This window comes from Cellulosimicrobium sp. SH8, from assembly GCF_025818875.1.
In the GTDB taxonomy this organism is placed as follows: domain Bacteria; phylum Actinomycetota; class Actinomycetes; order Actinomycetales; family Cellulomonadaceae; genus Cellulosimicrobium; species Cellulosimicrobium cellulans_D.
On sequence record NZ_JAMXMH010000006.1, the window covers coordinates 196011 to 216503 of the forward strand.

General features: G+C 74.1%; 20 protein-coding genes and 2 tRNA genes. 12 read left to right on the top strand and 10 right to left on the bottom strand.

What is annotated here, in order from left to right; all coding sequences use genetic code 11:
* Window positions 1–13 precede the first annotated feature (13 nt).
* From NF338_RS10430 to NF338_RS10440, 3 genes are read left to right on the top strand one after another with little or no spacing between them, the layout of a single operon-like run.
* Window positions 14–1132 (top strand): DUF808 domain-containing protein, encoded by a 1119-nt coding sequence (locus NF338_RS10430; RefSeq protein WP_264030704.1) that lies wholly within the window; start codon window positions 14–16, stop codon window positions 1130–1132.
* Between the two features lie 36 nt (window positions 1133–1168).
* Window positions 1169–2476, top strand: coding sequence for a hemolysin family protein (locus NF338_RS10435; protein WP_264030705.1), 1308 nt, complete (start codon window positions 1169–1171; stop codon window positions 2474–2476).
* A 39-nt stretch (window positions 2477–2515) separates the two neighbouring features.
* Complete coding sequence (locus tag NF338_RS10440; RefSeq protein WP_264030706.1) at window positions 2516–3427, top strand: LLM class flavin-dependent oxidoreductase; 912 nt, start codon at window positions 2516–2518, stop codon at window positions 3425–3427.
* Window positions 3428–3622: 195 nt separating this feature from the next.
* Here NF338_RS10440 and leuD read toward each other — a convergent pair whose 3' ends face one another.
* Window positions 3623–4261, bottom strand: a complete 639-nt coding sequence (gene leuD / locus NF338_RS10445; protein ID WP_141391365.1) for a 3-isopropylmalate dehydratase small subunit — start codon at window positions 4259–4261, stop codon at window positions 3623–3625.
* A gap of 56 nt (window positions 4262–4317) precedes the next feature.
* Complete coding sequence (leuC, locus tag NF338_RS10450; RefSeq protein ID WP_264030787.1) at window positions 4318–5799, bottom strand: 3-isopropylmalate dehydratase large subunit; 1482 nt, start codon at window positions 5797–5799, stop codon at window positions 4318–4320.
* A 179-nt stretch (window positions 5800–5978) separates the two neighbouring features.
* Between leuC and NF338_RS10455 the strand changes: the two genes are divergently transcribed.
* The 3 genes from NF338_RS10455 (at window position 5979) to NF338_RS10465 (ending at window position 8024) form a co-directional block, all read left to right on the top strand.
* Complete coding sequence (locus NF338_RS10455; RefSeq protein ID WP_024840729.1) at window positions 5979–6698, top strand: IclR family transcriptional regulator; 720 nt, start codon at window positions 5979–5981, stop codon at window positions 6696–6698.
* Between the two features lie 190 nt (window positions 6699–6888).
* Entirely contained in the window at window positions 6889–7056 is a 168-nt protein-coding gene (locus tag NF338_RS10460; RefSeq protein WP_167550992.1) for a hypothetical protein, read from the top strand.
* Between the two features lie 2 nt (window positions 7057–7058).
* Complete coding sequence (locus NF338_RS10465) at window positions 7059–8024, top strand: PH domain-containing protein (RefSeq protein ID WP_264030707.1); 966 nt, start codon at window positions 7059–7061, stop codon at window positions 8022–8024.
* Between the two features lie 180 nt (window positions 8025–8204).
* Here the strand turns inward: NF338_RS10465 and NF338_RS10470 are convergent.
* Both NF338_RS10470 and NF338_RS10475 read right to left on the bottom strand, forming a co-directional pair.
* Window positions 8205–8277, bottom strand: a tRNA-Glu gene (locus NF338_RS10470).
* Between the two features lie 99 nt (window positions 8278–8376).
* Window positions 8377–8448 (bottom strand) — tRNA-Gln (locus NF338_RS10475).
* A 201-nt stretch (window positions 8449–8649) separates the two neighbouring features.
* On the opposite strand from NF338_RS10475, the gene NF338_RS10480 reads away from it, so the two are divergent.
* On the top strand, window positions 8650–9429 hold the full coding sequence (locus tag NF338_RS10480; RefSeq protein WP_264030709.1) for a class I SAM-dependent methyltransferase: 780 nt from the start codon (window positions 8650–8652) through the stop codon (window positions 9427–9429).
* Window positions 9426–10064, top strand: coding sequence for a hypothetical protein (locus NF338_RS10485; RefSeq protein WP_264030710.1), 639 nt, complete (start codon window positions 9426–9428; stop codon window positions 10062–10064). Before NF338_RS10480 ends, NF338_RS10485 begins: the two co-directional genes overlap by 4 nt.
* 27 nt (window positions 10065–10091) lie before the next feature.
* On the opposite strand, the gene NF338_RS10490 is transcribed toward NF338_RS10485, so the two are convergent.
* A complete protein-coding gene (locus NF338_RS10490; RefSeq protein WP_264030711.1) occupies window positions 10092–11018 on the bottom strand; it encodes a LysR family transcriptional regulator in 927 nt (308 codons plus the stop codon).
* 70 nt (window positions 11019–11088) lie between these two features.
* Here NF338_RS10490 and NF338_RS10495 point away from each other — a divergent pair, with 70 nt between their 5' ends.
* Entirely contained in the window at window positions 11089–12264 is a 1176-nt protein-coding gene (locus tag NF338_RS10495; protein ID WP_264030712.1) for a YeiH family protein, read from the top strand.
* Between the two features lie 83 nt (window positions 12265–12347).
* On the opposite strand, the gene NF338_RS10500 is transcribed toward NF338_RS10495, so the two are convergent.
* From NF338_RS10500 to NF338_RS10515, 4 genes are all read right to left on the bottom strand, one after another.
* A complete protein-coding gene (locus NF338_RS10500; RefSeq protein WP_264030713.1) occupies window positions 12348–13139 on the bottom strand; it encodes an HAD family hydrolase in 792 nt (263 codons plus the stop codon).
* A complete protein-coding gene (gene gltX, locus NF338_RS10505) occupies window positions 13136–14638 on the bottom strand; it encodes a glutamate--tRNA ligase (RefSeq protein WP_208863395.1) in 1503 nt (500 codons plus the stop codon). The genes NF338_RS10500 and gltX overlap by 4 nt, the downstream gene beginning before the upstream one ends.
* 353 nt (window positions 14639–14991) lie before the next feature.
* The gene (locus NF338_RS10510) at window positions 14992–15774 is read right to left on the bottom strand and encodes a fumarylacetoacetate hydrolase family protein (protein WP_264030714.1); all 783 of its coding nucleotides are present in this window, start codon (window positions 15772–15774) and stop codon (window positions 14992–14994) included.
* A 68-nt stretch (window positions 15775–15842) separates the two neighbouring features.
* Entirely contained in the window at window positions 15843–16733 is an 891-nt protein-coding gene (locus NF338_RS10515; RefSeq protein ID WP_087469394.1) for a methyltransferase domain-containing protein, read from the bottom strand.
* A gap of 139 nt (window positions 16734–16872) precedes the next feature.
* Here NF338_RS10515 and NF338_RS10520 point away from each other — a divergent pair, with 139 nt between their 5' ends.
* From NF338_RS10520 to NF338_RS10530, 3 genes are all read left to right on the top strand, one after another.
* On the top strand, window positions 16873–18093 hold the full coding sequence (locus NF338_RS10520) for a DUF1624 domain-containing protein (RefSeq protein ID WP_264030715.1): 1221 nt from the start codon (window positions 16873–16875) through the stop codon (window positions 18091–18093).
* Between the two features lie 9 nt (window positions 18094–18102).
* Window positions 18103–19110: an aldo/keto reductase gene (locus NF338_RS10525; RefSeq protein ID WP_264030716.1), complete on the top strand. Its 1008-nt coding sequence runs from the start codon at window positions 18103–18105 to the stop codon at window positions 19108–19110.
* A 61-nt stretch (window positions 19111–19171) separates the two neighbouring features.
* Window positions 19172–19552, top strand: coding sequence for an MmcQ/YjbR family DNA-binding protein (locus NF338_RS10530; protein ID WP_264030717.1), 381 nt, complete (start codon window positions 19172–19174; stop codon window positions 19550–19552).
* 18 nt (window positions 19553–19570) lie between these two features.
* On the opposite strand, the gene NF338_RS10535 is transcribed toward NF338_RS10530, so the two are convergent.
* A complete protein-coding gene (locus NF338_RS10535) occupies window positions 19571–20491 on the bottom strand; it encodes a hypothetical protein (RefSeq protein WP_264030718.1) in 921 nt (306 codons plus the stop codon).
* Window positions 20492–20493: the final 2 nt, after the last annotated feature.

Consider the following 20493-nt stretch of genomic DNA (forward strand, 5'->3'; position numbering starts at 1 on the left):
GGAGCACCTCCCCATGGCCTTCGGACTCGCTGCACTCCTGGACGACATCGCGGCGTTCGCCAAGCTCGCGGCCGCGTCGATCGACGACGTCGGCGCGGCCGCCGGGCGCGCCAGCGCCAAGGCGACAGGGGTCGTCATCGACGACACCGCCGTCACTCCCCGCTACGTCGAGGGCCTGGCCGCCAAGCGCGAGCTGCCCGTCGTCAAGCGCATCGCGGTCGGGTCGCTGCGCAACAAGCTGCTGTTCATCCTCCCGGCGATCCTGCTGCTGAGCCAGTTCCTGCCCCAGCTGCTCACGCCGCTGCTCATGCTCGGCGGGACGTACCTCGCGTTCGAGGGCGCCGAGAAGGTGTGGGAGCTCGTCTCGGGCTCCCACCACGCCGAGGTCGAGACGAAGGCCGAGAAGAAGGCCGTCGACGAGGACTCGGTGGTGTCGAGCGCGGTGCGCACCGACTTCATCCTCAGCGCGGAGATCATGGTCATCGCGCTCAACGAGGTCGCGTCGGAGGGCTTCTGGTCGCGCCTGGTCATCCTCGCGATCGTCGCGGTGCTCATCACGGTGCTCGTGTACGGCGTCGTGGCGCTCATCGTGAAGATGGACGACATCGGCCTGCACCTCGCGCAGCGCGACACGCCGTGGGTCCAGTCGTTCGGACGCGGGCTCGTCGGCGCGATGCCCAAGGTCATGTCCGTCATCTCGTTCGTCGGCATCATCGCGATGCTCTGGGTCGGCGGCCACATCCTGCTCCAGGGCGCGTACGACCTCGGCTGGCACGGCCCGTACGACGTCGTGCACCACCTCGAGCACGCGGTCACCGGCGTCGCGGGCGTGGGCGGGTTCCTCGGCTGGCTCGTGAACACGGCGTGCTCGGCCGTCGTCGGCATCCTCGTCGGCGGCGTCGTGGTCCTCGTCGCGCACTTCATCCCGCGCCGCAAGCACGCCGAGCGGGCCACCGCCGAGGCGACGACCGACGCGACCGACGCGACGACGGCCGGGACGGTGACCGGCTTCGCCGCACCGGCGACCGATCCGCAGGGCTCCGACCCTGCGGACGTCGACCCGGCCGACGCAGACCCGGCCGAGCCCACCGACCCCGAGCCCACGGACGGCCGGAACCCCACCGACCGCTGATCCCGCGGCGGGCCGAGAGGCCTGCTTGGATGGAGCATGGACTCCGGCACCTGGGCCAACATCGGACTCGTCCTGCTCTTCATCCTCGTCGGCGGCGTGTTCGCGGGCACGGAGATCGCGCTCGTCTCGCTGCGCGAGAGCCAGGTCGCGCGGCTCGAGAAGCAGTCCGCGCGCGGCGCGCGGGTCGCGGCCGTCGCGCGCGACCCCAACCGGTTCCTCGCCGCCGTGCAGATCGGCGTCACGGTCGCGGGGTTCTTCTCCGCCGCGTACGGCGCCTCGACGCTGGCCCCCGACCTCGCGCCGTCGCTCGAGGCCCTCGGGCTGTCGAGCGGGCTCGCGGACACGGTCGCGCTCGTCGGGCTGACGCTCGTCATCGCGTACCTCTCGCTCGTCCTCGGGGAGCTCGTGCCCAAGCGCATCGCGCTCCAGCGCTCGGCCGGGGTGGCGCTCGCCGTCGGGCCACCCCTCGACCGGTTCGCGACGCTCATGCGCCCCGTGATCTGGCTGCTCTCGCGCTCGACGGACGGCGTCGTGCGCCTGCTCGGCGGCGACCCGTCGGCGCGCAGCGAGGAGATGAGCGAGGAGGAGCTGCGCGAGATCGTGCTCGCGCACGAGTCGCTGCCCGAGGACGAGCGCCGCATCCTCGACGACGTGTTCCAGGCGGGCGACCGGTCGCTCGCCGAGGCCATGACGCCGCGCGGCGAGGTCGCGTTCCTGCGCGCCGACACGACGCTCTCCGAGGCCGCGGCGACCGTCGCGGCGGGCCCGTACTCGCGCTACCCCGTGACCGGGGACGACTTCGACGACGTCGTCGGGTTCCTCCACGTGCGCGACCTCCTCGGGCGCGACTGCCCCGACCACCCGGCGACCGACCCGGCGACGGGACGCGCCCTCGCGGTCCGCGACGTCGTCCGCCCGATCCTCGCCCTGCCCGCGACGAACACCGTGCTCCCGGCGATGTCGCAGATGCGCCGCGAGGGCGTGCACATCGCCGTCGTCGTGGACGAGTACGGCGGGACCGACGGGATCGTCACGCTCGAGGACCTCGTCGAGGAGCTCGTGGGCGACATCCGCGACGAGTACGACCCCGACGAGCCGTCGCGGGCGCGCGAGCACGGCACCGCGACGAGCGTCGACGCCGGCCAGACGATCGAGGAGTTCGCGCGGCGCACCGGCGTCGAGCTGCCCGACGGCCCGTACGAGACGGTCGCCGGGTACGTCGTCGCACAGCTCGGTCGGCTGGCGACGGTGGGCGACCACGTCGACGTCGACGACCGCCGCCTCACCGTGACCGACGTCGCCCGCCGCCGCATCGTCCGCCTCGACGTCACCCCGCTCCCCTGAGTGCTGGAGGTGTGGGTGGCGGGGCGTAGCGTCGAGCGGATGAGCGCAGCGACGACGGAGACAGGGTCAGGGATCAAGGTCGGGGTGGTCGGGAGCTTCGGTTCCGCGGCCCAGGTGCTGGACATGGCGGCCGGGGCGGAGGAGTCCGGCTGGGACGGGTTCTTCTCCTGGGACGGGCTGAGCCTGCTGTCGATGCCGGTCGACACGTTCGACCCGTGGGCGGTGCTCGCCGCGGCGGCGGTCCGGACGGAGCGCATCGCGCTCGGAGCGATGGTCTTCGCGCTCCCCCGCCGCCGCCCGTGGGAGGTCGTGCGGCAGGCGCTCACCGTGGACCACCTGTCGGGCGGACGTCTCGTCCTGCCCGTCGGCGTGGGCGTGCTCGACGACGGCGGCTTCTCCGCCGTCCCGGGCCAGCAGCAGTCGCTGCGCGAGCGCGCCGAGTTGCTCGACGACGCGATCGCCTACCTCGACCACGCCTGGTCCGGGGAGAAGTTCGCCTTCGACGGCACGCACGTGCACGCGGGCGAGATGCTGTTCCTCCCGCGACCGGTCGAGCGCCCGGTCGTCGGGCACCACGTGCCGGTGTGGCCGGTGGGCGTCTGGGACGCGGAACGACCCCCGCTGCGCTCCCTCGACCGCGCGTTGCGCGCCGACGGTATCGTGCTCCAGCTCCGCGGCGAGCGCGGCTTCGACGTCCCCACGCCCGACGACGTCTCCGCCCTGGTCGCCTGGCTCACCACGCGCCGCGCGGAGCTGGGCCTCGACGCGGGCCGGCCGTTCGACGTCGTCGTCCAGGGCGAGCTCCCGGTCGACCGGTCCGCCGCGGCGGACCAGCTCGCCGGCCTCGCCGACGCCGGAGCGACCTGGTGGGTCGAGTCCCGCTGGAACCCCGAGACCGCGACCCCGGACTCGCTCCTGGCCGCGATCCACGCGGGCCCGCCCCGCCCCTGAGCCGGGACGAACCGAGGCGACGCACACATGGGCTCGGCCGCGCGACGTGTCGGCGACACGATCACGGGCGGGCTCTGGGGTGGTGACGACGGGTCGTGGCGGGCCTGGCGGGAGCAGGGCGAGGGACGAGCCCTGCGGAGGGTAGACCCGTCGTCACCACCCCAGAGCCCGCCCCCCGCCCCGTGTCACGGACCGTCAGCCGACCGGCCGCGCCGCCTCGATCTCGACCTTGGGCAGCGTCTTCGCCGGCAGCGTCTTCGGGCGCCACGACGCCCGCGTCGCCTCGAACGCGGAGATCTCGTCCTCGTGCTGGAGGGTCAGGCCGATGTCGTCCAGGCCCTCCATGAGGCGCCAGCGCGTGTAGTCGTCGATCTGGAACGGCACGGTGACGTCCTGCGCGGACGCGGTGCGGTTCACCAGGTCCACGGTCACCTCGGTGCCGGGGTTGGTCTCGAGGATCTTCCAGAGCAGCTCGATGTCCTCCTGCGCGACGATCCCGGCGACGAGGCCCTGCTTGCCGGAGTTGCCGCGGAAGATGTCGGCGAAGCGCGACGCGAGGACGACGCGGAAGCCGTAGTCCTTGAGCGCCCACACGGCGTGCTCGCGCGACGAGCCGGTGCCGAAGTCGGGGCCCGCGACGAGGACGGAGCCTGCGCGGTAGGCGTCCTGGTTGAGGACGAACGTGGGGTCGCCGCGCCAGGCGGCGAACAGCGCGTCCTCGAACCCGGTGCGCGTCACGCGCTTGAGGTAGACGGCGGGGATGATCTGGTCGGTGTCGACGTTGCTGCGGCGCAGCGGGACGCCGACACCGGTGTGGGTCGTGAACTTCTCCATGAGTGGTACCTCTTCGAGTCTTCGGGGCGACGAGTGGGGCGGCGCGGTGCGGGTGCTCAGACCTGCACGAGGACGTGCGGGTCGAGCGGCGCGAGCGGCGTGCCGTCGAACGACGTGATGTCGGTGCCCTCGGGCAGGTCGAGGTCGCTCAGCGAGGAGAGCGTCCCGCGGAGCGCGGTCGCGGCGGCGACGAGCGGCGACACGAGGTGCGTGCGCCCGCCCTTGCCCTGGCGGCCCTCGAAGTTGCGGTTCGACGTCGACGCGGCGCGCTCGCCCGGCTGGAGCTGGTCGGGGTTCATGCCGAGGCACATGGAGCAGCCCGCGTTGCGCCACTCGGCGCCGAAGTCGAGGAAGATCTTGTCGAGGCCCTCGGCCTCGGCCTGGAGGCGCACGCGCGCGGACGCCGGGACGACGAGGACGCGGACGCTGTCGGCCTTCCGCTTGCCCTGGACGACCTTGGCGACGGAGCGCAGGTCCTCGATGCGGCCGTTGGTGCACGACCCGATGAACACGGTGTCGACGGGCAGCTCGCGCAGCGGCTGGCCGGGCGTGAGCCCCATGTACTCGATCGCGCGCTCGGCGGCGACGCGCTCGTTCTCGTCCGCGATCTCCTCGGGGACGGGCACGGTCGCGGAGATCGGCAGGCCCTGGCCGGGGTTGGTGCCCCAGGTGACGAACGGCTCGAGGTCGGACGCGCGGAGCGTGACCTCGGTGTCGAAGACGGCGTCGTCGTCGGAGCGCAGCGTGCGCCAGTACTCCACGGCCGCGTCCCAGTCCGCGCCCTCGGGCGCGTGCGGGCGGCCCTTGAGGTACTCGAACGTCGTGTCGTCCGGGGCGATCATGCCGGCGCGCGCGCCCGCCTCGATCGACATGTTGCAGATCGTCATCCGCGCCTCCATGGAGAGGTTGCGGATGGCCTCGCCGCGGTACTCCAGGACGTAGCCCTGGCCACCGCCGGTGCCGATCTTGGCGATGATCGCGAGGATGATGTCCTTGCTCGTCGCGCCCGGGGGCAGCTCGCCGTCGACGTTGATCGCCATCGTCTTGAAGGGCGCGAGCGGGAGCGTCTGGGTCGCCATGACGTGCTCGACCTCGGAGGTGCCGATGCCGAACGCGAGCGCGCCGAACGCGCCGTGGGTCGAGGTGTGCGAGTCGCCGCACACGACCGTCAGCCCCGGCATGGTGAGCCCGAGCTGCGGGCCGACCTGGTGCACGATGCCCTGGTCGGCGTCGCCGAGCGAGTGGATGCGGACGCCGAACTCGCGCGCGTTGGTGCGCAGCGTGTCGATCTGCGTGCGGCTGGTGAGGTCCGCGATCGGCAGGTCGATGTCGAGCGTCGGGGTGTTGTGGTCCTCGGTCGCGATCGTGAGGTCGGGGCGGCGGACCTGGCGGCCCGCGAGCCGCAGCCCCTCGAACGCCTGGGGGCTGGTGACCTCGTGCACGAGGTGGAGGTCGATGTAGAGGAGGTCGGGCGACCCGTCGGTGCCTCGTCGCACCAGGTGCGCGTCCCAGACCTTCTCCGCCAGCGTGCCGGCCATGTAGCTCATCTCCTCGTCGTCTGTCACGGTGCTCCTGGGGGGTATGGAGAACCGCCTGGGTCGATCGTCCGCCGTCCGGCAGCCTGCCGGGGAGAACGTCCAGCGGGTGGAACATCCGTGCCGGACCTGCATCTCAGTTCTGGCTTGCATCTCAGAGCATGAGACGTCAATATCGACCTATGGACAATACTAGCGGAGTCGGAGTGCTGGACAAGGCGGCCTCCGTCCTGGGCGCCCTGGAGTCCGGACCGGCCACCCTCGCCCAGCTCGTCACGGCCACCGGCCTGGCCCGCCCGACGGCGCACCGCCTCGCGGTCGCGCTCGAGCACCACCGCATGGTCGCGCGTGACATGCAGGGCCGTTTCGTCCTCGGCCCGCGGCTCAACGAGCTCGCGACGGCGGCCGGCGAGGACCGCCTGCTCGCTGCCGCGAACCCCGTGCTCACCGCGCTGCGCGACCACACGGGCGAGAGCGCCCAGCTCTACCGCCGCCAGGGCGACCACCGCATCTGCGTCGCGGCCGCCGAGCGTCCGGTGGGCCTGCGCGACTCGATCCCGGTCGGCGCGACGCTCACGATGAACGCCGGCTCCGCGGCGCAGATCCTGCTCGCGTGGGAGGAGCCCGACCGCCTCCACCGCGGCCTGCGCGAGGCCGTCTTCACGGCCACGATCCTCTCGGGCGTCCGACGCCGCGGCTGGGCCCAGTCCGTCTCCGAGCGTGAGCTCGGCGTCGCCTCGGTGTCCGCGCCCGTGCGCGGGCCGTCCGGCCGCGTCGTCGCCGCGGTCTCCATCTCCGGCCCGGTCGAGCGCCTGAGCCGCCAGCCCGGCCGCCTGCACTCCGGGTCCGTCGTCGCCGCGGCGAACCGCCTCACCGAGGTGCTGCGCCGCGCGGGCGAGTAGCCGCCGCGTCGACGGACTCGCGTCGAGGGCGCGGGGTCGGTCCCGGTCGGCGTGCCGCGGGCCGCAAACGGGACGTGCCCTGTCAAAATGTGACCGGCTGCTGCCATGCTGTGCGTGCCCCGGCGCCGGACGGCTCGGTGGCGGCAGGGGGCGAGCCTGACCGTCCGAACCCGAGACATGAGGAGTCCCGATGCATCCGAAGGTGAAGATGACCCTGATCTGGGTCCTCGTGATCTTCGCCGTCTACGCGGTCATCAGGAGCCCCGACCGCGCCGCTGACATCGTCGAGGGCATCTGGGACGTCATCCTCGGCGCCTTCAGCTCCATCGGCCAGTTCTTCAACTCGCTCCTGGACTGACCGTGGCCCGCGGCCGTCCCCGCAGCAGGATCCTCGACCGCTACGTGCTGAGCGGCGAGCGGGTCGTGGTGGCCACGCGCCACCACTGGGGGATGCTGCTCGAGCCGGTCGTGACCACCGTCGCGGGCGCGTTCCTCGTCGCCTGGCTGGTCGTGCAGGCCGGGCCGGCCGTCGGCGACGGGGTGCTGTTCCTGTGGTGGCTGTGGCTGGTCCTCGCCGGACGCCTGGTGTGGAAGGTCTTCGAGTGGCGCAACGAGTGGTTCGTCGCCACCGACAAGCGCCTGCTCCTGCTGTACGGGCTCATCACGCACAAGGTCGCGATGATGCCGCTCACCAAGGTCACGGACATGAACTACGGGCGCTCGCCCGTCGGGCGCGTGTTCGGCTACGGGCAGTTCCTCCTCGAGTCCGCCGGGCAGGACCAGGCGCTGCGCCAGATCGACTGGGTCTCCCACCCCGACGCGACGTACCGCCTCCTGTGCGACACGCTCTTCACGCCCGGCAGCCGCCCCGGCACCCCGCCCGGGGGCGGCTCCAGCCCGTCACCGGCCCCGCCCAGCGTCGTGGCCCCGGTGCCCGCTCCGACGTCGGGGCCACGCGCCCCGCAGCCGGCCGAGCCCCCGTCGGTCGCCCCCGCCCCGGCGTGGGACGGTCGCAGTCCCGCGACGCCACCTCCCGTGCCCGCGCCGCCCCGCGCCGACGAGCCGGTGGTCGTCGTGCCGGGCAGGCCCGTCGGGGAGTCGAGCGGCCCGACCCAGCCGCTCCCCGTCACCGGGCGCCACGAGGGCGCACGCCACGACTCCGGGCGAGAAGGCTGGGACGACGAGACCCCCGCGGACGACGAGCCCGGCTGGGCGGTCTCCGGGGAGCACCGGGCGACCTACGTGCCCGTCATCCACCCGCGCCCCACGCCGACGCCGATCCCGAAGCCCTACGAGCCCGGCCCGGGTCGCGACGGCGCGCCCTGACGGCATCTCGGGGACCGCACGAGCGGTCGTGCCCGCGCGGTGATCGATCTCCACGCCCTCGCCGGCGACCTTCGTCACACCGGCGCGCGCAGCAGCACGAGACGTCGCGTCGCGGCGCTGAAAGCCCCTGCGCCCACGACAAAGGCCCGGTCACCGTGATGGTGACCGGGCCTTTCTCTGTACCCCCAACGGGATTTGAACCCGTGTTACCGCCGTGAGAGGGCGACGTCCTAGGCCGCTAGACGATGGGGGCCTGTGGATCTTCGGACCGTTTCCGGTCCGTTTCTCCGTCGAGAACTCTACCTCATGTTTCGGGCGGTCTTGACCGCTCGATCTGAGCCGGAGCTCTTCGCTGGGGTACCAGGACTCGAACCTAGACTAAGTGAACCAGAATCACTCGTGCTGCCAATTACACCATACCCCAAGGGGGTAACCAGCCACCGCCGGAGAGCCTTCGCGACGAGTCGAGACTCGTCCCCTGGCTCCCTCTTGTGGAGGTCCCACCGGCCGAGAACATTACCGGACATGACGACGCGGACCAAATGCGACCCGAACCGCCGAGCTCGGGCACGCGGAGCGCGCCTCCGGGTCGACGTGCACCGCCGCCGTCTGGCACCGTCGAGGCATGAGCGCAGGAGACTCCCCCGACCCCGGCTCGCACGCCGACCGCGCCGCGTCGTTCGAGCAGGGCGCCGCCCAGTACGCGTCCACGCGGCCCTCCTACCCGGACGAGGCGGTCGACTGGCTCCTGCCCGACGGCGCACGCCGCGTCCTCGACCTCGCCGCGGGCACCGGGAAGCTCACCGAGCGGCTCGTCGCCCGCGGGCTGGACGTCGTCGCCGTCGAACCCTCCGACGCGATGCGTGCGCGCCTCGCGGAGTCCGTCCCGGGCGTACAGGCCCTGCCCGGCGCTGCCGAGTCGATCCCGCTCCCCGACGCGAGCGTCGACGCCGTGCTCGTCGCCCAGGCGTGGCACTGGTTCTCCCCCGCCGCCCAGCCCGAGATCGCGCGCGTGCTGCGCCCCGGCGGGCGCCTCGGCATCGTGTGGAACGTGCGGGACGACGCGGTCGACTGGGTCGGCCGGTTCACGGAGATCATCCACCGGGGCGACACCCTCGAGCACAGCTACCGCGAGCCCGTCCTCGCCGCGCGGTTCTTCACCCCGCCCGAGCACCGCACGGTGCCCTGGGCCGACCGCGTCCCGGCGTCGTCTCTCCGCCCGCTCGCCGCGTCGCGCAGCTACCTGCTGACGCTCCCCGACGCGCGTCGCGAGGAGCTGCTCGGCGAGATCGACGACCTCGTCGCGACCCACCCGGCCCTCGCGGGGCGAGCCGAGGTGGACCTCCCGTACCGCGCCGAGTGCTGGCGGGCCGACGTGGTGGCAGCCCCGCCGGGCAGCGCGTGAGCACCCGTCCCGACCGCTCCCCGGACGCCGTGACGGGCGACGACGTCCGGACGGCGGCGCGCTGGCTCACGGACCATCTCGTCCAGCACCCCGTGTCGGCCTTCGCCGCGCAGGCCGGTCCGGTGCGGTGGTCGTGCTGGACGACGGCGGAGCACGTCGTGGACGACCTGCTCGCCTACGCCCTCCAGCTCGCCGCTCTCCCACGCTTGGCGTACGTGCCGCTCGTCGGGCCGCGCGGGGAGGACGAGATCGCGCACGTCGACCGCGCAGCGGGGACGGCGGGCCTGTGCGAGGCGCTGCTCGGCGGCGGCGAGCTGCTCGCGACCCTCGCCGAGACCCGGCCGGTGGCCGCGCGCGCCTACCACCCCTACGGGACCTCCGACGCCGCCGGCTTCGCGGCGATGGGCGTCGTCGAGGTGCTCGTGCACGGCCACGACGTCCTGCTCGGGCTCGCGGGCGAGCACGTGCCGTTCCCCGCGGGCCTCGCGCCGCGGGTGCTCGCCCGGCTCTTCCCGGACGTCGACCCGGGACCGGACGAGGACCCGGACCGCCTGCTCCTGTGGGCGACCGGGCGCGGCGAGCTGCCCGGCCGACAGCAGCGCACGCGTTGGCGCTGGGACGCGTCGGTGCGCTGAGGCAACGCAGCGCCCCGGGCGGCCCGGTCAGCCCGAGGAGACGGCCGCCGCGGCCGCGATGCGCCGTGCGGCCGAGGAGAGCGCGGTGCCGTCCTTCCACACCATGCGCAGGCGCCGGTCGAGCTCGAGCCCCGGCACGGCGATACGGACGAGCGCCCCCCGGGCGACGTCGTCGGCGACCGCGAGGCTCGACAGCACTGCGACGGCACCGCCGTGCTGCACGGCCGTCTTGAGCGCCGCCGTGGAGCCGAGGTAGGGCAGGTGGTCGGGAAGCCGCTGACCGACCGCTGCGAGCCCGCGCTCGAGCGTCTCGCGCGTCCCCGAGCCGCGCTCGCGCACGACCAGCCCGCCCGAGAGCAGCTCGTCGACCCGCAGCGCGCTCCGCCGCGCCCACCGGTGCGCCGGTCCGACGACGACGACGAGGCGGTCGTGCGCGACGGTGCGGCTGCGCAGCCCCCGACGCAGCGTCGCGCTCTCGACGAAGCCCAGCTCCACGGCGCCGTCGAGGACGAGGTCGGTCACCTCGCGCGAGTTGCGCACGACGAGCTCGACGTCGGGCGCTCCCCCACCGGGGCCGGACCCCTCGAGCGCGAGGCGCGCGAGCCAGCGGGGAGCCAGGTACTCGGCGACCGTGAGGCTCGCCGCGACGCGCACGCGCGCGGCCGGGGCGTCGCGGAGCGCGGCGACCGACGTCTCGAAGCGGTCCGACGCCTCGATCACCTCGCGCGCCCACGCCGCCGTGGCACGGCCCGTCTCCGTGAGCCGGGAGCCGCGCGTCGTGCGCTCGAGGAGCTCGAGCCCGAGGCGGCGCTCCAGCGCTCGCAGCCCCGCCGACGCCGTCGGCTGCGCGACCCCGAGAGCCCGCGCCGCGGCGCTGATCGAGCCGTGCGAGTCGGTCGCGACGAGCAGCTCGAGCGCGGAGAGCGAGGTCCGGTCGCGGGAGGTCGGGGCCATAGGGCCACTCTATGGGTTGCGAGGCAGATCGCTCTTCCGCGGCGTCGCCGCACGCAGCAGGCTCGTGAGCATGGCCCCTCCCGCACCCCGCACGACCCGCACCGCACCACCCCTCGCGACCGCGAGCACGTCCCGTCGCACCGCGGGCTCCCGTGCGCTGCTGCCCGGCCTCGGGCTGGTCGCCGCGGCGACGGTCGTCGTGCTGCTCGGGGCGCGGCTCGTCCCGACGGTGTCGCCGCTCGTCGTCGCGCTCGTGCTCGGCGCGCTCGTCGCGCCGGTCCTGGGCCGGGCGGGCCGGACCCGGCGCGGGACCGCGACGGTCGCGGCGACCCGGCCCGGGGTCGCGTGGACGTCCCGCGTCGTCCTGCGCACTGGCGTCGTGCTGCTCGGGTTCCAGCTCTCGGTGCCCGTGGTCCTCGCGCTGGGCTGGCGCGGGCTCGTCGTCGTCACGACGACCCTCCTCGTCACCTTCACGGGCACGCTCGCGCTCGGTCGCGCGCTCCGCGTGCCGCGCGTCACCACGCTGCTCGTCGCGACCGGGTTCTCGGTCTGCGGGGCCGCGGCGATCTCGGCGATGCAGGGCGTCGTCGCCGGCCCCGGGCGCACCCCCGGTCAGATCCGCGAGGACGAGGACGGCGTCCCCGCCTCGCTCGCGCTCGTCACCGTCTACGGCACGCTCGCGATCGTCGCGCTGCCGTGGCTCGCGTCGGTGGTCGGGCTCACCGACGGCCAGGCCGGTCTGTGGATCGGCGCGAGCGTGCAGGAGATCGCCCAGGTCGTCACGGCCGCCGGGACCATCTCGGACCCCGCGCTCGCGACCGCCACGGTCGCCAAGCTCGCGCGCGTCGCCCTCCTCGCCCCGCTCGTCGCCGTCGCGGGCGTCGTCGTGGCCCGCGGGGCCCGGCGCGCGGTCCTCGCCCGGGTCGGCTCCACCGGCGCGGGCGACCCCGGAGCCACGGGCACGACGACGGACGCGGCCCCGTCGAGGGTCGCTCCGGTGCCGTGGTTCGTCGTCGGGTTCGTGGCCGCGGTGGCGCTGCGCAGCCTGGGCGTCGTGCCGGCGCCCCTGCTCGCCGCGCTCGCGACCGCGACGACCCTCGCGTTCGTGGCCGCGATGTTCGCGCTCGGGCTCGGCGTGGACGTCCCGTACCTGTTGCGCACGGGGCGGCGCGCGCTCGTCCTCGGCGGGCTCTCGGCGCTCCTCGTCACGACGACGGCCCTCGTCGGCGTGCTGCTCCTCACCTGACCGATCCCCGCCGAGCTCGAGTCCCGTAGGCCGAGGTTAGAGGCCCGGTCATGACCACACCTCGACCTCGACGGACCAGGGCTCTACCTCGGGGTGGAGGCCTCCGCCGTGGCCGCGATGCCGAGGGTCGCGGGCAGGTCGGCCAGGGCATGGACCACGTGCACGCCCGAGGCGCGGGCCGACTCCGGGTCCTCCGGGTGCGGACCGCCGCGGCGCGTGCCGGGACGGTCGAGCCAGACGCCGACCAGGCCGGCCGCGAGGGCGGCGCGCGCGTCGACGTCGAGCTCGTCGCCGACGTACGCCGTGCGGGCCGGGTCGGTGCCGAGCCGACGGCACGCCTCGGCGAACACGCGGGGGTCGGGCTTGCCGAAGCCGAGCGTGTCCACGCCGACGAGCAGCGGGACGTCGGGCAGGCCCGCGGCGGCGAGCTTGCGGGTCTGCAGCTCGACGCGCGCGTTGGTCAGCGACCCGACCCGCACCCCGGCCGCGACGAGCGCGTCCACGACCGGGCGCGAGTCGTCGAACGCCGCCCAGGACGCCTCGAACGTGCCCCAGAAGAGGTCCTTCCAGTCCACGTACGCGGCGTCGTCGAGCAGCTCGCCGCCGAACGTCGCCTGGAGCTCGTTCGCGCGCGCCATGCGCTGCGCGTCGAAGTCCACCTCGCCGCGCGTGTACGCGCGGTAGTGCCCGTTCGGGTCCGAGCGCCACAGCGCGAGGACCTCGTCGTACCGCTCCTCGGGCAGGTGCGGGAGCCAGACGCGCGATGCGGCGGCGATCGACTCGCCGAACGCGGCGCGCGTGTCGACGAGCGTGTCGTCGACGTCGAACAGGACGCCCTCGACCGCCTCGGGGGCCGCCGAGACGCCGTCCGTCACAGCGCGTCCCGCAGCCGGACGAGGCGCTCCAGCGTGGAGCCCTTGCCGAGCAGCTCCATGGACTCGAACAGCGGCGGGGAGACGCGGCGGCCCGTGAGCGCGACGCGCAGCGGCGTGAACGCGAAGCGCGGCTTGACGCCCATGCCCTCGACGATCGCGTCGCGCAGGCGCTCCTCGATCGCGGCGGTGACGAACTCGCCGTCCTGCAGCACGTCGAGCGCGGTGATCGCGGCGGCGAGGATGTCCTTCGCGTCGTCGCGCAGCGCGCCGCGCGCGTCGTCCTCGACCGTGAGCGCGTCGTCGGCCGTGAAGAGGAAGCCCAGCATCCCGACCGACTCGCCGAGCAGCACCATGCGCTCCTGGACCAGCGGCGCCGCCGCGGTGAGGATCTCCTGGTTGCGCGGGGACAGATCGGCGAACGAGTCCGCCGGGACGAGCCCGCCCGCGTGCAGGTACGGGACGAGGCGGTCGCGGAAGTCCTCGGGCGCGAGCAGGCGCACGTGCGTCGCGTTGATCGCCTCGGCCTTCTTGAGGTCGAAGCGCGCCGGGTTGGGCAGGACGTCGTGCACGTCGAAGGCCTCGACCAGCTCCGTGACGGTGAAGATGTCGTGGTCCGGCGAGATGGACCAGCCGAGCAGCGCGAGGTAGTTGAGCAGGCCCTCGGGCGTGAAGCCGCGCTCGCGGTGCAGGAACAGGTTGGACTCGGGGTCGCGCTTGGAGAGCTTCTTGTTGCCCTCGCCCATGACATACGGGAGGTGGCCGAACTCCGGCATCACCTCGGCCACGCCGATCTCGAGCAGCGCCCGGTACAGCGCGATCTGCCGCGGCGTGGACGACAGCAGGTCCTCGCCGCGCAGCACGTGCGTGATGCCCATGAGCGCGTCGTCGACCGGGTTGACGAGCGTGTAGAGCGGCTGGCCGTTGCCGCGCACGAGCGCGTAGTCCGGGACCGAGCCCACCTTGAACGTGATCTCGCCGCGGACGAGGTCCGTGAACGTGATGTCCTCGTCGGGCATGCGCAGGCGCAGCACCGGCTCGCGCCCCTCGGCGCGGAACGCGGCCTTCTGCTCGTCCGTGAGGGTGCGGTCGAAGTTGTCGTACCCCTTGGTCTTCACGCCCGCGGCGGCGTTGCGCGCGTCGGACTCCTCGGGGGTCGAGAACGACTCGTACACGTACCCGCCCTCGACGAGCCGCGCGATGACGTCCTGGTAGATGTCCGCGCGCTGCGACTGCCGGTACGGCTCGTGCGGGCCGCCCACCTCGACGCCCTCGTCCCAGTCGAGCCCGAGCCAGCGCAGCGCGTCGAGGAGCTGCTGGTAGCTCTCCTCGCTGTCGCGCGCGGCGTCGGTGTCCTCGATGCGGAACACGAACGTGCCGCCCGTGTGCCGCGCGTACGCCCAGTTGAACAGCGCGGTGCGGATGAGCCCGACGTGCGGCGTCCCGGTCGGGGACGGGCAGAAGCGGACGCGGACGGGCGAGGAGCCAGGTGCGGGGATCACGGTGCCCAGCGTAGTTGCCCGGCGCCGTCCACCGCCCGGGCGTCCGGCGCCGCCCGGGTCGTCGTCTCAGTCCCGGGAAGCACCCGCCGACGGCGCACCGGTCGTCGCCGGGCGAGGTGCGTCACGCCGTCGTGACCGCACGAGGACGACCAGCCCGCCGATCGCGGCACCTGCGAGGGCGCAGACCGGGACGCTGACGATCGCAAGGACGATCCCGTACGACAAGGCCTCCCCGGTGGGGACGCCACCGGCGACCACGGCGAGGAGCACGAGCACGACGACGACCGCGCACGGCACGACCGCGCCCCAGCCGGCCCCTCGCGCGACGGTCCGACCGGGAGCCGGTCGCACGCTCAGGCCCGCCGGACGACCGGGTTGCTCAGGACGCCGATCCCCTCGACCTCGCACTCGACGCGGTCGCCCACGTCGACCAGGCCGACGCCGGCGGGCGTGCCGGTGAGGATGACGTCGCCCGGCAGGAGGGTCATCGCCTCGGAGATGTACGACACCAGGAAGGGGATGTCGAAGATCATGTCGCTCGTGCGGCCGTCCTGCTTGACCTCGCCGTTGACACGGCTACGGACGCCGACGTCCTCGGGGTTCAGGTCGGTGTCGATCCACGGGCCGAGCGGGCACGACGAGTCGAAGCCCTTGGCGCGCGCCCACTGCCCGTCGGTGCGCTGCGCGTCGCGTGCGGTGACGTCGTTCGCGACCGTGTAGCCGAGCACGTATCCGGGCGCCGCCTCGGGCGACACGTCCTTGGCGAGCCGGCCGATGACGACCGCGAGCTCGGCCTCGTAGGACACCTCCTGCGAGAAGTCGGGCAGGACGATCGGGTCGTCCGGGCCGACGACGGAGGTGTTCGGCTTGAGGAACAGCAGCGGGCTCGTCGGGACGTCGTTGCCCATCTCCTTCGCGTGGTCCGCGTAGTTGCGGCCCACGGCGACGATCTTGGAGCGCGGGATCACCGGCGCGAGGAGCCGGACGCCGTCGCCCAGCTCGATGCGCTCGCCCGTCGGCGTGACGGGCATGTAGAGCGGGTCGCCCGTGAGGACCGCGAGGTACGTGCGGTCCCCCTCCTGCTGGACGAGGGCGTAGCGGGGGTCGTCTCCGGTGGTGAATCTCGCGATGCGCACGGGCCCAGGCTATCCGGCCCGCGCCCGCGCGACCGCGCAGCGCCCTGCCGCGAGCAGTACCCGCGCAGTCACGCCCGGGCGAGGACCTCTCCGTTGAGGACCGCGAACCAGCCCGCGGGCTCCTCGGCCCAGCGCAGCCAGTCCTGCGCGAGCTGCTCGAGCGCGACGTCGTCCGCGAGCTCCGACTCCTTCGCCTGCACCGCGAAGTTCGACGCGACGCAGCGCTCGGCCCAGAGCCCGCCCCACCACGCGCGGTCGGCCGGGGTCGCGTAGCACCAGGTGCTCGCGCTGGGGGCGATGCCGTCGAGGTCGAACCCGGCGTCCTGGACCCAGGAGAAGAGGCGACGCCCGGCGTCGGCCTCGAACCCGTACGCGTGCGTGACCTCGTGGTAGAGCGTGTTCCACTCGGTCAGGCCCGGGGACTCGGGGAACCAGGTCATGGCGGCGTAGTCGGCGTCGCGCACGGCGACGAGCCCACCCGGCTTCGCGACGCGCTTCATCTCGCGCAGCGCCGCGACCGGGTCGGACAGGTGCTGCAGGAGCTGGTGCGCGTAGACGACGTCGAACGTACCGTCCGCGAACGGCAGCTCGTAGGCGTTCGCGTGCTGGAAGGTGATGTTCGCGGTGCCGCGCTGGGCGGCGAGCTCGCGCGCGCTCTCGAGGACGGCCTCGGACGCGTCGACCCCGACGACGCGTCCCCCGGCCACGCGGTCGGCGAGGTCGACGGTGACCGTCGCCGGGCCGCAGCCCACGTCGAGGACGCTCATGCCCGCCCGCAGGTGCGGCAGGAGGAACCCGGCCGAGTTCTCGGCGGTGCGCCACCGGTGCGAGCGCAGCACGGACTCGTGGTGCCCGTGCGTGTACGACTCGGACTCCTGCGCGGGGTCGCTCCCGGCCCCGGTGGGGGCGTCGGCGTGGTGCTCGGCGGCCGCGTCGGCGCCGTGGGGGGTGTGCGTCATACCCGCACCGTAGGCCGGACGTGCATCGTTCTCGACCCCGTTCTCACACTCTGGGCGCGCGGTCCGTGCAGGGCCGCGCCATCGGCCGCACCGGCGTGGCGGCCGGGTGGGAGCGCGCCCGCGCGCGGACAATCCCCCCATGACGGCCGCGACCGGCACGACTCCCGCCCCCGGCGAACCCGCCCGTCCCTCCCCCGGGTTCGCGCGCCGCCACGCCGCACTCCTGCTCGGCGGGCCGGGCCGCGTGACGGGGCTCGACGTCGCGCGCGGGATCGCCGTCCTCGGCATGTTCACGGCCCACGTCGGGTACACCTCCGAGGACTTCGGCGAGCCCTCCGGCTGGCTCTCGTTGTCCCACGGACGGTCGTCGATCCTCTTCGCGCTCGTCGCGGGGGTGTCCCTCGCGATCGTCTCGGGAGGGCGGACGCCCCTCGACGGGCTCCCCGCGCTCCAGAGCCGCACGCGCATCCTCGTGCGCGCCGTGCTGCTCCTCGGGCTCGTGGGCCTCCTGGACCTGCTCGGGACGCGCGTGCTGCTCATCCTCGGCTTCTACGCCGCGTACTTCGTCCTCGCCCTGCCCTTCCTGCGCTGGCGCCGCCGCGACCTGCTCGTGCTCGCCGGGGCGGTCGCTGTGGTCGGGCCGGTGCTCGCGTACTGGCTCCCCGAGGTGCTCGCACGCGCCGGGCTGCACCTGCCCGACGACGGCTCGGGCGCCTTCACGGACTTCCTCGTCTCCGGGCACTACCCCGCGGTCGTGTGGATGGCGTACGTGCTCGTCGGGATCGCGATCGGGCGCTCGGACCTGTCGTCGACCGCCACGCGGGTCGGGCTCGTGGGCGGCGGTCTGCTCGCGGCAGGGATCGGGTACGGCCTCTCCGCGTCCATGACCGGTCCGCTCGGCGGGGCGCAGGCGGTCGAGGACGCCGCCGCGGCGTGGTCGAGCACGTTCCGGCCCGAACCCCTGGGCTGGTCCGACCCCTGGCCGACGAGCGCGTACCTGTGGCTCGCCGGCCCGCACACGGACACCCTCCCGGAGGTCGTGGGGTCGGGCGGGTTCGCGGTCGCGGTGCTGGGCCTGTGCCTGTTCGCGGGCCGGGTCGGGCGCTGGGTGCTCGCACCGGTCGCCGCGGTCGGCGCCATGGCGCTCACGGTCTACTCGGCGCAGATCGTCGTGCTGTGGGCGTGGGGCGACGCCGCCTACGAGCAGACGACGAACGGTCCCCTCCTCGCGCTCGTCCTCGCCACGCTCGCGGTCGCGACGCTGTGGCGCTGGGCGCTGGGGCGCGGGCCGCTCGAACGGCTCTTCGCCGCGGTCGCGGCGCGCGCGTCCGCGGTCACGCCCGCCCGCGGCGCGTCGTAGGGTCGCCGCATGACGACTGCGAACGACGGAACCGCACCCCGCCCCGCCCTGCGCCGCCTCGGCCGGTCCGGACTGGCCGTCTCCGCCGTCGGGCTGGGCTGCAACAACTTCGGCCGCCCGCACACGGTGACCGAGACGCTCGAGGGGACGCGCGCCGTCGTCGACGCCGCGCTCGACGCGGGGGTGACGTTCTTCGACACGGCCGACACGTACGGGGGCCGCCCCGGGCTGAGCGAGGAGCTGCTCGGCCAGGCGCTCGGGTCGCGCCGCGACGACGTCGTGGTCGCGACGAAGTTCGGCATGTCGATGCGCGGCGCCGCGGGCGACGACTTCGACGCCCGCGGGTCGCGGCGCTACGTCGTGCGCGCCGTCGAGGACTCCCTGCGCCGTCTGGGCACGGACCGCATCGACCTCTACCAGTTCCACACGCCCGACCCGCGGACGCCGATCGAGGAGACGCTCTCCGCGCTCGACGACCTCGTGCGCGCGGGCAAGGTGCTCTACGTCGGGCACTCCAACCGGGCCGGGTGGCAGATCGCCGAGGCGGAGTTCACCGCCCGCAACGCTGGGACGGTGCGCTTCGTGTCCGCGCAGAACCAGTACAACCTCGTGGACCGTGCGGCCGAGCTGGAGGTGCTGCCCGCCGCCGCCGCGTACGGGCTCGGGGTGCTCCCGTACTTCCCGCTCGCGAACGGCCTGCTCACGGGCAAGTACGCGCACGGCGCGCGGCCCGACGACGGCCGCCTGGTCACGAGCAAGCCGCACCTCCTGGAGTCGGCGCCCTGGGAGGCGCTCGCCCGCCTCGGCGCGTTCTGCCAGGTGCGCGGGATCACCGAGGTCCAGGTCGCGTTCGGGTGGCTGCTGTCGCGACCGCAGGTGTCGAGCGTCATCGCCGGCGCGACGAAGCCCGAGCAGGTCCGGCAGAACGCGGCGGCGGGCGCCTGGACCCCCACGGCCGAGGACCTGGCCGAGCTCGACGAGATCTTCCCGCCGCTGGGAAAGGTCGCGCCCTTCTGACGGCCCGCCGCCGGGTGCTGGCCGTGTGGTCCGTCGCCGGAGGGCGGCCTACCGTGGAGGCATGGCCTCGTGGGAGGACGTCGAGCGGATCGTCGCGGTGCTGCCGGACACGGACCTCAAGGGTCCGCGGCAGTGGACCGTGCACGGCAAGCTGTTCGTCTGGGAGCGACCGCTGCGCGCGAAGGACCTCGACGAGCTCGGGGACGCGGCGCCCGCCGAACCGCCCGTCGCGTTCCGCGTCGCCGACGAGGGCGAGAAGGCCGCGCTGCTCGGCGACGACCCCGCCGTCTTCCTCACGACGAGCCACTTCGACGGGTACCCGATCGTGCTCGCGCGGCTCGACCGCGTCGCCGTGCCGGAGCTCGAGGAGCTGCTGCAGGACGCGTGGCTCTCGCGCGCCCCGAAGCGCCTCGCGCAGGAGTACCTCAACCGCACGGAGTGACGCCCGGCACGCACAGGGTCACCAGGAGAACACGGCCACCGCGTAGTTCGCCCAGGTCGGTTCGAGCCCGACGGCGACGTCCTCGGGGTCGTAGACGTTGTAGACAAGGTCCCACTCGGCGCTCGTCCCCCGGGCGATCGTGTCCGGGTCGTCGAGCAGCACGTCGGGGGCGTAGTCGAAGACCCTGCGGGCGACGAGCCCGCCCGACACGGGCTGCAGCTCGAGCCCGTCGGGGTCGACCTCCTGCCCCGTGCCGTTGGTGACCCGCACGCGGAGGCGTACCGAGTCCGGGTGGTCGTCCTCCCGCTCCGAGGCGTCCTCGGTCGGCGTGTACGGCTGCGGGGCGGACACCGCGACGACCAGGCCGTCCGCGTAGCGCACGGACTCCCCATACCAGACCCGGTCCGAGGCGGCGCCGATCTCGGGCCCCTCGTCGTAGCCGCCGCCCAGCGGGTACCCGCGCAGGGAGCTGCCGAGACCGTACCCCGGCCCGCCGCCCGTCATGACGTCGACCGTCACCCACGCGGTGAGGACGACGGTGCCCGCCAAGAGCGCGACGAGCGCGCGCGTCGCGCCGGCCACGCCGCGCGTGCCACGCCGCCACACGACCGCACCCACCACGACCACGGCAGCACCCGCGACCGCGTAGAGGCCCCCGACGTGCGCCCAGCCGCGCCGCGCCGTCACCGTCTCGGTGACGAGCACGGCGACGACGAGGAGGACGCCGAGCGTCGCGGCCACGAGTGCGGCCGTCGTCCACGACCAGCGCCCACGAGGTCGCGCCGCCGTGGACGGCTCTGCGGGGTCGCTCTCGCGGGACGCGGGTGGCGCCTGAGGGTCCTCAGGGTCGGGCGAGGAGCCGACCCCGGCGGGGGCGCGCTCGGTGCCGGGCGCCGTTCCCCAGGCGGGCTCGCGCGAGCCCGCTCCCGGCGAGGTCATGG